The organism is Bacillota bacterium (genome assembly GCA_023511835.1).
Taxonomy (GTDB): Bacteria; Bacillota; Sulfobacillia; order JAIMAT01; family JAIMAT01; genus JAIMAT01.
Map to the genome: position 1 here is coordinate 1 of JAIMAT010000054.1, position 14581 is coordinate 14581.

Annotated in this window: 13 protein-coding genes; 4 read left to right on the forward strand and 9 right to left on the reverse strand. The window is 76.0% G+C overall.

Annotation, left to right across the window (positions count from 1 at the left end; genetic code table 11):
* From carA to K6U79_08385, 8 genes are all read right to left on the reverse strand, one after another.
* The coding region (gene carA, locus K6U79_08350; protein ID MCL6522362.1) for a glutamine-hydrolyzing carbamoyl-phosphate synthase small subunit at positions 1-1146 on the reverse strand (1146 nt) is incomplete at its 3' end.
* 8 nt (positions 1147-1154) lie between these two features.
* Positions 1155-2435: an aspartate aminotransferase family protein gene (locus K6U79_08355; protein MCL6522363.1), complete on the reverse strand. Its 1281-nt coding sequence runs from the start codon at positions 2433-2435 to the stop codon at positions 1155-1157.
* Complete coding sequence (argB, locus tag K6U79_08360; GenBank protein ID MCL6522364.1) at positions 2405-3217, reverse strand: acetylglutamate kinase; 813 nt, start codon at positions 3215-3217, stop codon at positions 2405-2407. The genes K6U79_08355 and argB overlap by 31 nt, the downstream gene beginning before the upstream one ends.
* 34 nt (positions 3218-3251) lie before the next feature.
* On the reverse strand, positions 3252-4541 hold the full coding sequence (gene argJ / locus K6U79_08365) for a bifunctional glutamate N-acetyltransferase/amino-acid acetyltransferase ArgJ (protein ID MCL6522365.1): 1290 nt from the start codon (positions 4539-4541) through the stop codon (positions 3252-3254).
* 30 nt (positions 4542-4571) lie between these two features.
* A complete protein-coding gene (gene argC / locus K6U79_08370; protein ID MCL6522366.1) occupies positions 4572-5678 on the reverse strand; it encodes an N-acetyl-gamma-glutamyl-phosphate reductase in 1107 nt (368 codons plus the stop codon).
* Complete coding sequence (gene argH / locus K6U79_08375; GenBank protein MCL6522367.1) at positions 5671-7068, reverse strand: argininosuccinate lyase; 1398 nt, start codon at positions 7066-7068, stop codon at positions 5671-5673. Before argH ends, argC begins: the two co-directional genes overlap by 8 nt.
* Complete coding sequence (locus K6U79_08380; GenBank protein ID MCL6522368.1) at positions 7065-8384, reverse strand: argininosuccinate synthase; 1320 nt, start codon at positions 8382-8384, stop codon at positions 7065-7067. The genes argH and K6U79_08380 overlap by 4 nt, the downstream gene beginning before the upstream one ends.
* A gap of 189 nt (positions 8385-8573) precedes the next feature.
* Positions 8574-9902 (reverse strand): homoserine dehydrogenase, encoded by a 1329-nt coding sequence (locus K6U79_08385; GenBank protein MCL6522369.1) that lies wholly within the window; start codon positions 9900-9902, stop codon positions 8574-8576.
* A gap of 147 nt (positions 9903-10049) precedes the next feature.
* On the opposite strand from K6U79_08385, the gene thrC reads away from it, so the two are divergent.
* Both thrC and K6U79_08395 read left to right on the forward strand, forming a co-directional pair.
* On the forward strand, positions 10050-11138 hold the full coding sequence (thrC, locus tag K6U79_08390) for a threonine synthase (protein MCL6522370.1): 1089 nt from the start codon (positions 10050-10052) through the stop codon (positions 11136-11138).
* Positions 11135-12112 carry a homoserine kinase gene (locus tag K6U79_08395; GenBank protein ID MCL6522371.1) on the forward strand — a complete coding sequence of 326 codons (978 nt, stop codon included), beginning with the start codon at positions 11135-11137 and terminating at the stop codon, positions 12110-12112. Before thrC ends, K6U79_08395 begins: the two co-directional genes overlap by 4 nt.
* A 25-nt stretch (positions 12113-12137) precedes the next feature.
* On the opposite strand, the gene K6U79_08400 is transcribed toward K6U79_08395, so the two are convergent.
* Entirely contained in the window at positions 12138-12854 is a 717-nt protein-coding gene (locus tag K6U79_08400; GenBank protein ID MCL6522372.1) for a haloacid dehalogenase-like hydrolase, read from the reverse strand.
* Positions 12855-13013: 159 nt separating this feature from the next.
* Between K6U79_08400 and K6U79_08405 the strand changes: the two genes are divergently transcribed.
* Positions 13014-14186 (forward strand): MFS transporter, encoded by a 1173-nt coding sequence (locus K6U79_08405; protein ID MCL6522373.1) that lies wholly within the window; start codon positions 13014-13016, stop codon positions 14184-14186.
* A 56-nt stretch (positions 14187-14242) separates the two neighbouring features.
* Positions 14243-14581: alanine--glyoxylate aminotransferase family protein (locus K6U79_08410; protein MCL6522374.1), on the forward strand; the 339-nt coding region annotated here is incomplete at its 3' end.

Genomic DNA, 14581 nt, shown 5'->3' on the forward strand with positions numbered 1-14581 from the left:
GGCCACCCGGGCCACGAACTGGCGGAAGAGGGCGCGCGACTCCAGCGGTCCCGGCGCGCCTTCGGGGTGGAACTGGACGCTCCAGACCGGCAGCCGCCGGTGGCGCAGCCCCTCCACCACCCCGTCGTTCAGCTCCACGTGCGTCACCTCCAGCTCGTCGGGCAGCGCCTCGCCCAGCACCGCATAGCCGTGGTTCTGCGCGGTGACGAAGGCGCGCCCGCTCTCCAGCTCCTGCACCGGGTGGTTGCCGCCGCGGTGCCCGTAGGGCAGGCGGCCCGTGCGGGCGCCGAAGGCGGCGGCCAGCACCTGGTGGCCCAGGCAGATGCCCCAGGTGGGAATCCGCCCCGCCACCTGGCGGAGCGCCGCCTCCACCCCCGGCAGGTCGGCGGGGTCGCCGGGGCCGTTGGTCACCACCAGGCCGTCCGGGTCCGAGGCGACGATCTCGGCGGCGGTGGCGTTCCAGGGCAGCAGCTCCAGCGAGGCGCCGGCGCGCATCAGCTCGTCGAGGATGCGGCGCTTGGTGCCCAGGTCGAGCACCGCCAGGCGCGGGCCGCGGCCGTCCCCCCGGCCCAGGAGCAGGCGGCCGTGGCGGACCACGCGCGCCACCAGGTCGCGCGGCCGCTCCGGCCAGGGGAGCGCCGCCACCCGCTCGGCAGGGTCGTCGAGCCGCTCCAGCCGGGCCAGCAGCCCGCCCCGCACCAGCGCCAGCGCCGTGTCACCCCCCTCGCGCAGGCGGATGGCCAGCTTCCGCGTGGCCACTCCCTCCAGCGCCGGCACCCCGCGGCGGCGGAGCCAGGCCACGATCTCGCCGGCGCCGCCCCGGTCCGGCTCGCGCCAGAGCTCGCCCGCCACGAAGCCGGCGACCGCCGGCTCCAGCGCCTGGTCGGCCTCGGAGGAGAGGCCGTAGTGGCCGATGAAGGGGTAGGTCATCACCACCACCTGGCCGGCGTAGCTGGGATCGGTCAGCACTTCCTGGTAGCCGGTCATGGAGGTGTTGAAGACGCCCTCGCCCCAGACCGCCTCCTCCGAGCCCGCCCAGGCGGCGGCGGGGGGCTGGGAGGGCCAGCTGACCAGACGCCCCAGAAAGAGCTCCCCGCTGGCCAGGAGCAGCCCGCCGGGCTCCCCCGGCTCGAAGCCGGCCGCCATCCCCCCGCTCATCGTCCCGCCTCCGCCGCTTGGGGCTGCGCGGCGGCCAGCCGCCGGTCCGCCTCCGCCAGCGCCCGCTCCGTCATCTCCAGCGCCGCCTCCACCTCCGCCTCGCCGATGACCAGCGGCGGCAGGAAGCGGACCACGTTCTCCGCCGCCGCCACCGCCAGGAGCCCCTCCTCGCGCAGGCCGGCCACCAGCGCCGCCGGCGGCTCGGCCAGGCGGAGGCCCAGCATCAGCCCGCGCCCGCGCACCTCCAGGAGCGAGGGGTGGCGTCGGCGGAGCTCCTCCAGCCCGTCGCGCAGGCGTGCGCCCAGCTCGCGCGCCCGCTCCACCAGCCCCTGGCCGGCGATGGCCTCCAGCGTCGCCCAGGCGGCGGCCATGGCCAGCGGGTTGCCTCCGAAGGTGGAGCCGTGGCTGCCCGGCCCCAGCACGCCGGCCAGCGCCTCGCGCACGCCCACGGCGCCCACCGGGACGCCCCCCGCCAGCCCCTTGGCCAGCGTCACCACGTCCGGCTCCAGCCCGGCCTCCTGGTAGGCGAACCAGCGGCCGGTCCGCCCCATGCCCGTCTGCACCTCGTCCACCATCAGGAGCAGGCCGCGGCTCCGGCAGAGCGCCTGGACCGCCTCCAGGAAGCCCGGCTCGGCCTCGCGGACGCCCCCTTCCCCCTGGATCACCTCCAGCAGGACGGCCACCGTCGAGGGGGTGACCGCCTCCGCCAGCGCGCCCGCGTCGTTCCAGGGCAGCTGCCGGAAGCCCGCCGGCAGCGGGCCGAAGCCCTCGCTGTAGTGGGGGTTGCCCGTGGCCGCCAGCGAGCCCAGCGTCCGCCCGTGGAAGCCCCCCTCGAAGGTGAGGATCTCGGGCTCGGCCACGCCCCGCCCGTGCCCCCAGCGGCGCGCCAGCTTGATGGCCGCCTCCGTCGCCTCCGTGCCGCTGTTGCAGAAGAAGAAGCGGTCGAGGCCGGTCACCTCTGCCAGGCGCTCGGCCACCCGCTCCTGCAGCGGGATGCGGTAGAGGTTGGAGACGTGGATCAGCCGCGCGGCCTGCTCCGCCACCGCCGCCACCAGCGCCGGGTGCGCGTGGCCCAGCACGCTGGCGGCGATGCCGCCGGCGAAGTCCAGGTAGCGCCGCCCCTCGTCGTCCCAGACGTAGGCGCCCTCCCCGCGCACCAGCGCCACCGGCGCCCGGTTGTAGACCGGCAGCAGGTGGCGCCCGCCCTCCGCCCGGAGCTCCTCTGCCTTCCCGTTCTCCGCCGCGCTCAACCCTCCGCCTCCTCCCGCACGAACCATCCGTCCCGGCCGGCCGTCCCGGCGCCCGCCGGCGCCAGCTCGGTGCCCACGCCCTCCAGCTCGCCGCCCAGCGCCCGGAGAAGCGCGTGCGGAGCCCGCCCGTCGACGATGACCACGCGCGGCGCGCCCCCGGCCAGCGCCTCCAGGCAGGCCTCCAGCTTGGGCCGCATGCCGCCCGCGGCCTCGCCGCTGGCCAGCAGCGCCCGCGCCTCGCCCGGCTCCAGCCGGGTCCGCCAGCTGCCCCCCGCGGAGACCCCCGGCACGTCCGTCAGGAGCACCAGCGTGGCGCCCAGCGCGGCCGCCAGCGCGGCCGCCACCTGGTCGGCGTTGATGTTGTAGGTCTGCTCGCCCGCCCGCCCGAGCGGCGCCACCACCGGCAGGAAGCCCCCCGCCGCCAGCGTCTCCAGGAGCGCCGGCTCCACCCGGCGGACGCGCGCCACAAAGCCCAATCCCTCCTCGGGCGCCGCCGGCGCCACCTCCAGCAGCCCGCCGTCCAGGCCGGCCAGGCCGACGGCCGGCAGGCCGGCGGCCGCCAGGGCGGCGGTCAGGCGGCGGTTGACGCGACCGGCCAGCACCATCTCGGCCAGCTCCAGGGTGGCGGCGTCGGTGACGCGCAGCCCGTCCCGCCAGCGCGGCTCGATGCCCAGCCGGGCGCTCCAGCGGCTCAGCTCCGGACCGCCGCCGTGGACCACCACCGGTCGCAAGCCCGACGCGGCCAGCCGGCCCAGGTCGCCGGGCAGGCTGCCGAGCCCGCCGCCCAGCGAGCCGCCGTGCTTGACCACCAGCCAGCGCGGGGCGCCCCGGCCGGGCCGGCCCTCAGGTCCGGTAGGCCGCGTTGATCCGAACGTAGTCGGCACTCAGGTCACACCCCCACGCCGTCGCCCGGCCGGGCCCGTCGCCCAGGAAGAGCTCGATGCGCACCTCCGGCCGCCGCATCGCCTCCGCCGCCTCCTGCTCCCGCTCCCAGAGCGGCTTCCCGCGGAGGTAGACGGGGACGCCCCCGATGCGCAGCTCCGCCCGCTCCGGGTCGAAGAGCACCGGCCTGCCCCCGACCTCGGCCCGTCCCGCCGCCGCCAGCACCCGCCCCCAGTTGGGGTCGCCGCCGTGGACGGCCGACTTGACCAGGGCCGAGCCGGCCACCGTCCGCGCCACCGCCGCCGCCTCCCGTTCGTCGCCCAGCCCGCTGGCCTCCACCTCGATCAGCCGGCTGGCGCCCTCGCCGTCGGCGGCGATGGCCCGCGCCAGCTGCCTGGCCGCCTCCTCCAGCGCCCGGAGCCAGCACTCCCAGCGGCCGCCGGCGCCACCCTCCGGCTCCACCGTGCCGGCGGGCGCGCCCACGTCCACGCCCGAGGCGCCGTTGACCAGGAGGAGCGCCATGTCGTTGGTGGAGGTGTCGCCGTCGACGGTCACCCGGTTGAACGTCCGCTCCACCACCCGCCGCCAGGCTGCCGCCAGCGCGGCGCGGCCCTCCGCCCCCAGCAGGGCGTCGCTGGTGAGAAAGGCGAGCATGGTCCCCATGTCGGGGTGGATCATCCCCGAGCCCTTGGCCGCCCCGCCCACCCGCACGCGCTCGCCGGGCGCCACCTCCACCTCCAGCGCCACCTGCTTGAGCGTGGTATCGGTGGTCTGGATGGCCCGGGCGAAGGCCTCGTCGGCCTCGGGCCCCCGCCCCAGCGCCGCCGCCGCCTCCTCCAGCCCCCGCGCCAGCGGCTCCTCGGGCAGCTGGACGCCGATGACGCCGGTGGAGGCCACCGCCACCTCTTCCGTCGCCAGGCCGAGCGCGCCCGCCGCCCGCGCCTGCATGCGCAGCGCCCGCGCCAACCCCTCCCCGCCCGTGCAGGCGTTGGCGTTGCCGCTGTTGACCGCCACCGCCCGCAGCCAGCCGCCCTCCGGCCCCAGGAGCGCCCGCGTCACCTGCACCGGCGCCGCCTGCACCCGGTTGCGGGTGTAGGTGGCCACCGCCCAGGCAGGGCGCTCCGAGAACAGGAGCGCCACGTCCGGCCGCTGCCGCTTCAGTCCGGCGTGCACGCCGGCAGCCTTCCAGCCCGCGGGGGCGGTCACCCCCGCCTGCGGCAAGGCGGCTGCCTCCGCAGCCGGCCGGCCCATCTCCGGCAGGATGCCCACCCTCTCCCCTCCTCAAGGCCGCAAGGCCGCGGCCTGCAGTCCCTGCTCCTCGGGCAGGCCGAGGAGCAGGTTCATGTTCTGGACCGCCTGACCGGCGGCGCCCTTCACCAGATTGTCGAGCGCGGCGAAAAGGGTGACCCGTCGCCCGTCCTCGTCCAGGCCGAAGCCCAGGTGGACCTCGTTGGCGCAGGTCACGTCGCGCAATTGCGGGCTCCGGCCCGGCGGCAGGAGCCGGATGAAGGGCTCGTCGCGGTAGAAGGCCGCCAGCACCTCGCCCACCTCCGCCTCCGCCGCCGGGCGGCGCAGGCGCCCGTAGGCGGTGACCAGGATCCCGCGCCGGACCGGAAGGAGGTGGGCGGTGAAGAGCGGGTCCACCGGCTCGCCGGCAATCCGCCCCAGCTCCTGGGCGATCTCCGGCCGGTGCTGGTGGCGGCCCACCTTGTAGGCGGCGAAGTTCCCCTCCAGCTCGGCGAAGGCGTACTCCGGGCCGACGCTCCGCCCGGCCCCGGTGACGCCCGACTTGGCGTCGATGACCAGGCTCTCCGGCTCCAGCCACCCCGCGGCGAGGAGCGGCGCCAGCGCCAGGATGGCCGCCGTCGGGTAACAGCCCGGGTTGAGGACCAGCGGCGCCTCCGCGCCGCCCTCCCGCCAGGCCCGACCGAGGTCGAGCAGCTCCCGCCGGCGGAGCTCGCTCAGCCCGTAGACCGCGCCCGCGCGCAGGCGCGCGTAGCGCTCCGGCTCCAGCGTCTGGCCGGCGCGGCCGCCGTACCAGCGCCGGTACTCCTCGTAGCGCTCCAGGCGGAGGTCGCCCGCCAGGTCGATCACCGCCCGACCCCGCTCGCGCAGCGCTTCCACGAAGGCCGGGCTCTCGCCGCCCGGCAGGGCCAGAAAGACCACCTCCGCCTCCCCGGCCAGCCGCCCGGGATCCGGCGGCAGGAGGAGCCGCCCGCCGGCCAGCCGGGCCAGGTGGGGGTAGAGCTCGCCCAGGCTCCGGCCCGCCTCGGAGCGGGCGGCCACCGCGGTCAGCTCGACGCCGGGGTGGAGGAGCAGGAGGCGGCAGAGCTCCAGGCCGGTGTAGCCGGTGGCCCCCACTACGGCGACGCGCGGGCGTTCAGCCATCGGCGGAGACTCCCTCCAGGAGCCGGCGCGCCAGCTCCATCTGCTCGCGCACCCGCTCCGGCGCCGTCCCGCCCGGGGAGCGACGGCGGGCGGCGGAGACGGCCGGCCGGAGCGCCTCCAGCACGTCCGCCTCGAAGAACGGCGAGTAGCGGCGCAGCTCCTCGAGTCCCAGCGCCTCCAGAGGGCGTCCCGCCTCGAGGCAGTCGGCCACGATCCGGCCCGCCAGGCGGTGCGCCTCGCGGAAGGGAAGGCCGCGCGCGGCCAGGTGGTCGGCCAGCTCGGTGGCGGTGGAGTAGTCGCCCGCCGTCGCCTGCTCGAGCCGGGAGACGTCCACGCGCAGCGTGCGCAGGGCGCCGGTCAGCGCGCCAAGCGAGCGGTCCAGGGTGTCGACGGCGTCGAAGGCCGCTTCCTTGTCCTCCTGGAGGTCCGAGGCGTAGGCGAGCGGCAAGCCCTTCAGCACCGTGAGGAGCGCCAGCAGGTCGCCGTAGACGCGCCCCGCCTTGCCGCGGACCAGCTCGGCCACATCCGGGTTCTTCTTCTGGGGCATGATGCTCGAGCCGGTGGCGTAGGCGTCGGCAAACTCCACGAAGCCGAACTCGCGGCTCGACCAGAGGACCAGCGTCTCACCCAGGCGGCTCAGGTGGGCGGCGGCCAGGGCGCAGGCGAAGAGGAGCTCGGCCAGGTAGTCGCGGTCGGAGACGGCGTCCATGCTGTTCTCGTAGAGCCGCGAGAAGCCCAGCTCGGCCGCCACCCGAGCCGGGTCGACGGGGAAGGGGGTGCCGGCCAGCGCACCGGCCCCCAGCGGCATGCGGTCCGCCGCCTCGCCCGCCCGCAGCAGCCGCTCCCGGTCGCGCTGGAACATGAAGAAGAAGGCCAGCCAGTGGTGCGCCCAGAGGACCGGCTGCGCGTGCTGGAGGTGGGTGTAGCCCGGCATCACCGTCCCGGGGGCCCGCTCGGCCAGCTCCAGCAGCGCCGCCTGGAGCGCCGTCACCCGCCCGGCCAGCCGCTCCGCCGCCGACCGCGCCCAGAGGTGGGTGTCCAGCGCCACCTGGTCGTTCCGCGAGCGGGCCGTGTGGAGCTTCCCCGCCACCGGGCCGACCAGCTCGGTCAGGCGGCGCTCCACCGCCATGTGGACGTCCTCGTCCTCGCGGCGCCAGGGGAAGCTGCCAGCGCGGATCTCCGCCTCCACCGCCTCCAGGCCCCCGAGGAGCTGCTCCGCCTCCTCTTGCGCCAGGATCCCGCTGGCCGCCAGCATGCGCACGTGGGCGCGGCTGCCCGCCAGGTCCTCCGGCCAGAGCCGCCGGTCGAAGGCGAGCGAGGCGGTGAAGGCCTCCGCCTCCGCGGCCGCCGGTTCGCGGAAGCGGCCCCCCCAGACCTTCCCCCCCGTCACGGCGCCGCCTGCACCCCGGCCAGGCCTCGCGCCTCCGCCTCCGCGGCGGGACGGGCGGCGGCCGCCCCGCTCTCCGCGGCGCCCTGCCGGCAGAGCTCGCGGTTGAGCTCCGCCCGGACCTGGACGGGCAGGCCGAAGAGCTTGATGAAGCCGGCGGCGTCCTTCTGGTCGTAGGCGCTCTCCCCGAAAGTGGCCAAGTCGGGCCGGTAGAGCGAGTAGGGCGACTCGGCCGCCAGCGCCTGCACCGAGCCCTTGTAGAGGCGCAGGGTGACACTCCCCGTCACCCGCTCCTGGGTGGAGCGCACGAAGGCATCCAGCGCCTCGCGCAACGGCGTGTACCAGAGGCCGTCGTAGACCAGCTCGGCGTACCGTTCCGCGACCAGGCTCTTGAAGTGCTGCGTGGCCCGGTCCAGCACCAGCGACTCCAGCTCGCGGTGGGCCGCCACCAGGATGGAGCCCCCCGGCGTCTCGTAGACGCCGCGCGACTTCATGCCCACCAGCCGGTTCTCCACCATGCTGACCACGCCCACGCCGTGGCGCGCGCCCAGCTCGTTGAGCCGCTCCAGCAGCTCCACCGGCTCCAGGCGCAGGCCCTCCAGCCCCACCGGCAGGCCGCGCTCGAAGTCGACGCGCAGCCATTCGGGCCGGTCGGGGGCCTCCTCCACCGGCGTGCACCAGAGGAGGACGTCGTCGGCGGGGAGGCGGCCGGGATCCTCCAGGTCGCCCCCCTCGTGGCTCAGGTGCCAGAGGTTGCGGTCACGGCTGTACGGCTTCTCGCGCGTGGCCGGCACGGGCACGCCGTGTGCCTCGGCGTAGTCGATGCAGTCCTCGCGCGAGCGGAGCTCCCACTCCCGCCAGGGCGCGATGACGCGGAGGTCGGGGGCCAGCGCCTTGACCGCCAGCTCGAAGCGGACCTGGTCGTTGCCCTTTCCCGTCGCCCCGTGGGCGACGGCGTCGGCTCCCTCCTCCCGGGCGACGCGCACCAGGTGGCGACCGATGAGCGGCCGCGCCATGGCGGTGCCCAGGAGATACTTGCCCTCGTAGACGGCGCCGGCGCGGAGCGTCGGCCAGACGAACTCCTCCACGAACTCGCGCCGCGCGTCCACCACGTGGACGCGCGAGGCCCCGGAGGCCAGCGCCTTGGCGCGGACCGCCTCCAGGTCCTCGCCCTGGCCCACGTCGACGGTCAGGGCGACCACCTCGGCGCCGTAATGCTCGCGCAACCAGGGGATGATGACGGACGTGTCCAGGCCGCCGGAGTAGGCGAGCACGATCCGCCGCGGCCCGCCTCCCCCCGGAGCGGCACCGTTCCGCAGCCGCTCCTCCGCAGCCCGGCCGGTCCGCTCGCCCGACCCCTGCGCCCCGAGAGCCCATGCCACCCCGCTCGCCCCCTCGATCGCCGGTCTCCCCCGCCCGCGCCCGGGCAGGGCGGACGGACTGCCGCACAGTATAGTCGCGGATGCATGAATATTCAAGTGTGGCTCATAGTTATGCGCGACAGGGAGTCAGGGGTGCCGCAGGCCGCCGGCTTCGGGGGACAGCGCAGCCTGGCTTCCATCGTGGTAGCGGAGGAGCGAGGCGACGCGGTAGACGCTGGGAAGCGCCTCCACGTCCTCCCGCGCCTGGCGCATCTCCGCCTCGCGCGCGGGATGGGTGACGAAGACCACCTCCGCCCGCTCGCCCTGGCTGCGCATCTGCAGCACCTGGCGGAGGCTGATGCCGTGGCGGGCCATGGCCCCGGCCAACGCCGCCAGCGTCCCCGGGCTGTCCGCCACTTCCAGGCGCAGGTAGTAGGCCGAGCGGATGGCGTCGGCGGGCAGCACGGGAAGCGCATCGGCGCCGCTGCGCGGCTCCGGCCGCCAGGGCCGGCTGCCGCGCGCCACCTGGACCAGGTCGCCCAGGATGGCGCTGGCGGTGGCGTAGCCGCCCGCGCCGAGGCCGTAGAACATCAGCTCGCCCACCGGGTCACCCTCGACGAAGATGGCGTTGGCGGCACCGCGCACGCTGGCCAGCGGATGATCCAGCGGCACCAGCGCGGGGTGGACGCGCGCCTCGATGCCCGCCTCGCGGTGGATGGCGGTGCCCACGAGCCGGACGGCGTAGCCCAGCTGGGCGGCGTAGCCCAGGTCGACCGGGTCGAGCGCCGTGATCCCCTCGGTGTAGACCGCCTCGGGCGAGACCCAGGAGCCGAAGGCGTAGCTGGCCAGGATGGCCAGCTTCCTCGCCGTGTCGCGCCCCTCCACGTCGTCGGAGGGGTCGGGCTCGGCGTAGCCCAGCTCCTGCGCCTCGGCCAGCGCCTCGCGGAAGGTGGCTCCCGCCGAGGCCATGCGGCTGACGATGTAGTTGGTCGTCCCGTTGAGGATGCCGGTCACCCGCGTGATCCGGTTGGCCACCAGCATCTCCTCGATGGGGCGGATGATGGGGATGCCGGCGCCCACCGAGGCCTCGAAGCGAAGCTGCGCGCCGTGCTCGCGGGCAAGGCGGAGGAGCTCGGGCCCGTGGTGGGCGATCAGCTCCTTGTTGGCCGTCACCACGCTCTTGCCGGCGGCCAGGGCGCGACGGACGTAGCTTCCGGCCGGCTCGAGGCCGCCCATCAGCTCCACCACCACCTCCACCGCCGGATCGTCGAGAAGCTCGTCCAGGTCGGTCGTCAGGAAGCCGGGCGGCGGCGTCACCGGGCGCGTCTTCCCCGGCTCGCGCACCAGCGCCCGCCGCACCGCGATGGGCCGGCCGGCGGCCCAGCCGAGCCGGCGCGAGCGCTCTTCGATCAGCTGCCAGACGCTCGAACCGACGTTGCCGAAACCGAGGAGGGCGACGACCAGAGGTTCGGTCAAGGCTCGGACACCCCTTGCGTGTTGAGCGGAATTCTACTGCCTGCGGGGCCCGCCCGCCACCCCTCCCGCCTCCGGCTGCGCCCCGCTGGAGGCTGGAGGATCGCCCGCGCGGGCGGCGAACTATGGCGGAACCCGGGCCTGGGGAGCGTGGGAGCCGTGTGGAGAGGCGTCTGGGCGGAGTGGGGAGACTTCCTGCCGCGCACCGAGCGGACGCCCGAGCTGACGCTCTACGAGGGGGGCACCCCCCTCCTGTCCGCGCCGCGCCTGGCAGAGTGGGTGGGCGGCGGCATCCGCCTCTATCTCAAGTTCGAGGGACAGAACCCCACCGGCTCCTTCAAGGACCGGGGCATGGTGGTGGCGGTGGCCAAGGCGCTGGAGGAGGGGGCGCGCCACCTCGTCTGCGCCTCGACGGGCAACACCTCCGCCTCGGCGGCCGCCTACGCGGCGGCCGCCGGCATCCGCGCCACCGTCCTCATCCCGGAGGGCCAGATCGCCCGCGGCAAGCTGGCCCAGGCCGTCCGTTACGGGGCCCGCGTCCTGGCCGTGCGCGGCAACTTCGACCAGGCGCTGGAGGCGGCGCGGCGGCTGGCGGCGGAGCGGCCGGAGCTGGCCCTGGTCAACTCGGTCAACCCCATGCGCCTGGAGGGCCAGAAGACGGCGGCCTTCGAGGTCGTGGAGCAGCTGGGCGGAGCGCCCGACGTGCTGGCGCTGCCGGTGGGCAACGCGGGCAACATCACCGCCTACTGGATGGGCTTCCGCGAATACCACCGCGCCGGCCGGAGCCCGGGCCTGCCGCGCCTCTTCGGCTTCCAGGCCGAGGGGGCGGCGCCGCTGGTCCTGGGCCATCCGGTGGAGCGGCCGGAGACGGTGGCCTCGGCGATCCGCATCGGCCGTCCCGCCAGCGGCGAGCGCGCGCTGGCGGCGGCGCGCGAGTCGGGAGGCGCCATCCTGGCGGTCTCCGACCGGGAGATCCTCGAGGCCTACGCCGCCCTCGCGCGCCTGAGCGGGCTCTTCGCCGAGCCCGCCTCGGCCGCCCCGGTGGCCGGCCTGCGCCGCCTGGCCGCGGCGGGCGTGCTGGAGGCGGGCCAGCGCGTGGTGGCGGTCCTCACCGGCAACGGCCTGAAGGATCCGGAGACGGCGCTGGGCGGCGACCTGGTGGAGCGGTCGCTGGAGAGCGTGGAGGCGGAGCCCGGGCGGATCGCCGAGCGCCTCCTGGCCGGGTCGGGGGTCGCATGAGCGGCGCCGCCCGGCCCGGCGCCGCGCGGCGAACGGCCCCGCGGCCCGTCCCGGGCCGCTATCTGGCCCGCGCCCCGGCCAGCTCGGCCAACCTGGGCTCCGGCTTCGACTGCCTGGGCATCGCCCTCGAGCGCTGGCTGGAGTGCGAGGTGGAGCTGGAGCCGGCCGGGCCGCCCGGGCGCGGGCCGGAGCGGCGGGGGCGGGGCGACGACCTGGTGCTGCGGGGCTTCCTGCGCACGCTGGAGGCGGCGGGGGTGGACCGCCGGCGCTGGCGCGTCCGCGTCACGCGTCGCTCGCAGATTCCCGTCGGCCGCGGCCTGGGCTCCAGCGCGGCCGCCGTCGCCGCCGGGGCCGTGGCCGCCAACCAGGCGCTGGGCCGGGTGCTGGACGGCGAGGCGCTGCTCGGCTTGGTGGCCGGCGAGGAAGGCCACCCCGACAACGCGGCCGCCGCCCTCCTGGGCGGGCTGACGGCGGCGGCGGCGGTGGAGGGGCGCGTGGTCGCCGTCCGCCTCGAGCCGCCGTCCCCACTCCGCTTCGCCGCCCTGGTGCCCGAGCGCCCGCTCTTCACGCGCGCCTCGCGGGCCGCCCTGCCCGACGGCCTCGCCTGGCGCTCCATGGCCGAGGCGCTGCAGCGCGCCACCGCCCTGGTGGCGGCGCTGGCCGGCGGGCGCCTCGACCTCCTGCCCCTGCTGGCCCGCGGCGACTTCCACGAACAGCCCCGGGCGGCGCTTGTCCCCGGTCTGGGCGAGGCCATGGGCGCGCTTCGCGCCGCCGGTCTGCCGGTCACCCTGAGCGGCTCCGGTCCCTCCCTCCTGGTCTGGCTCCATCCCGGTGCACCCTGCCGGGGGCGCTGCCAGGAGCAGGCCCTGGCGGCGGCGCTCCAGATCCTGGAACGGGCCGGCAGCCGGGCACGCCTCCTCCGTCTGCGTCCGGCCCTGACGGGCGCCTCCGCGCGCCGCCTGGAGGGAGAGTGAGCCGGCCGGCCGCCGGGGGGCGACCTCAGGCGCGCCCCGCGGCCAGTTCGCCCGCCAGCGGGAGGATCTCCTCGAGCCCGCGGACGCGGTGGTCCGGCTCCAGTCCGCGGTAGGGCCCCCTCTCCACCAGGACGGTGACGGCCCCGGCCAGGCGGCCGGCCAGGACGTCCGTCTCCGAGTCGCCCACCATCACCAAGGGCCCCGGCCCGGCCAGGCGGCGGAGCGCCCGCGCGTAACCCGGCGTCCCCTTGGGGGCGCCCGCCTCGCGGAAGGTGAGGAGGAAGTCGATGCTCCGGTCGAGACCGGCGGCGTGCAGCTCGGGCTCCGCCACGTCGGCGGGGGCCGCCGTCGCCACGCCGGCGCGGTGGCCGCGGGCGCGCAGCGCCTCCAGCAGCGCCGGAGCGGCGGGATCGGCCCGGCGGTGGGGCAGCGCCCGCTCCAGAAAGAGCGCCAGCAGGCGCTCCTCCTCCGCCTCGTCGGGCGGCAGTCCGGCCAGGGCCATGGCCACCCGGATCTGCTCGCGCTTGGAGAGGACGAAGCTCCCGGCCTCCGTGGTGGTGAAGCGGTAGGCCTCGCCCATCAGGCTCGCGCCCTCCGGCCCCCTCCGGCCGCGGGCCCGCAGCGCCTCCTCGACCGCCCGGTTGCCGGCGGGGAAGCCCGTCTCCTGGCCCAGCAGCAGGGTGCCGTCCATGTCGAAGGCGAAGGTCAGGCGGTCGCCGGCGGCCCCCGAAAGCCCGTTCACTCGGCAGTTCGCCTCCCGCGGTGTTATGATTCCGGATGCTGGCAGAGCATGCTGGACGGCTGCGGCCGTCGTTGCGGGACTTCTTCGCGACGCGAGGCGAGCCCTACGAACCCGGTCTTCCCCTGGCGCGGCATGCAGCCCTGGCAGAGAAACCTCTACGTGCTCTGGCTCGGAGACCTGCTGGTCGCCGCCGCCTTCTCCCTGGTGATGCCGTTCCTGCCGCTCTACCTGGAGCAGCTGGGCGTCCACCGGGGCGTGGCGCGTCTCTCCGGTCTCATCCTTTCCTCCGCCTTCGTCGCCACCGCCCTGGCCTCGCCCCTCTGGGGCGCGCTGGCCGACCGCTTCGGCCAGCGGCCGATGCTGCTCCGCTCCGGCCTCTCGCTGGGCCTCATCTACCTGCTGATGGGCTTCGCCCGCGACGCAGGGCAGTTCTTCGTGCTGCGCACGCTCTTCGGCCTGCTCTCCGGCTTCATCCCGGCGGCGACGGCGCTGGTGGCGGGCAACACGCCGCGCGAGAAGATGGGGGCGGCGCTGGGCACGCTGCAGACGGCCAACGCCGCCGGCAACATCGTCGGACCGCTCTTGGGCGGCCTCCTGGCCCAGCTCATCGGCATCCAGGGCACCTTCTTCGTCTCGGGTGCCGCGCTCTGGATGGCCACGCTCCTCGTCCTCCTTTTGGTGCGCGAGGAGTTCCATCCCTCCGGCAGCCGGCAGTCGCTGGCGGCCGACCTGCGCCAGGCGCTGGGGGTGCCGGCGCTGCGCACCGTCTACGCGCTCCTCTTCTGCCTCCAGTTCGGTGCCATGGTCATCGCCCCCGTCTTCAGCCTCTTCGTCGCGCGCATCGTGCCCGGCGCCGCCGAAGCGGCCACCGGCCTCCTTTTCTCGCTCTCGGGCCTGGCCGAGATCAGCGCGGGGTCGCTCTCGGCCCGCATCGGCCAGCGCCTGGGCTACGCCCAGACGCTGGCTCTGGGCTTCGGCCTGGCGGCGCTCTTCGCCCTGCCCCAGGCCTTCGCCCGCAGCTTCGTCCAGCTGGCCGTCCTGCGCACCTGCCTCGGCTTCGCCTTCGCCCTCACCATCGTCTCCGGCAACGTCCTCATGGGGCTGCACAGCCCGGCCGGCTTCCGCGGGCGAGCCTTCGGCCTGCTCAACTCGGTCAACGCGCTGGCGGCGGTGGTCGCCTCCTCGCTGGGCGGCTGGGTGGCGGACCTCTTCAATCTGGGGACGGTCTTTCTGGTGGCGGGCGTCGTGGCGACAGCGGGGCTGGCGCTGGCCGTCGGCCGCCGGGCCGTGCTGGCGCCGGGCCGGGCGGCGGGAGGGGAGGTCTCTGCCTAGCCCGCCGGGATCGGGCCGGGCGGGAAGGCTCCATCCGGTCACGAGGAGGGAAGCCGATGACGGATGAACGAACCGGAACCCACCTGCGGGCGCTCCGCCTGCCGGAGCGGCTGCTCATGGGGCCGGGCCCCAGCCCGGTGCCCGCCCCCGTCCTGGAGGCGCTGGCGTTGCCCACCGTGGGGCACCTGGATCCGGCCTTCCTGGACGTGATGAACGAGACCATGGACGGGCTGCGCGTCCTCTTCGGCACGGAGAACCCGCTCACCATGGCGCTCTCCGGCACGGGCAGCGCGGGCATGGAGGCTCTCTTCGTCAACCTGGTCGAGCCGGGCGACAAGGTGCTGATCGGCGTCAACGGCCTCTTCGGCGAACGCATGGTGGACGTCGCCCGCCGC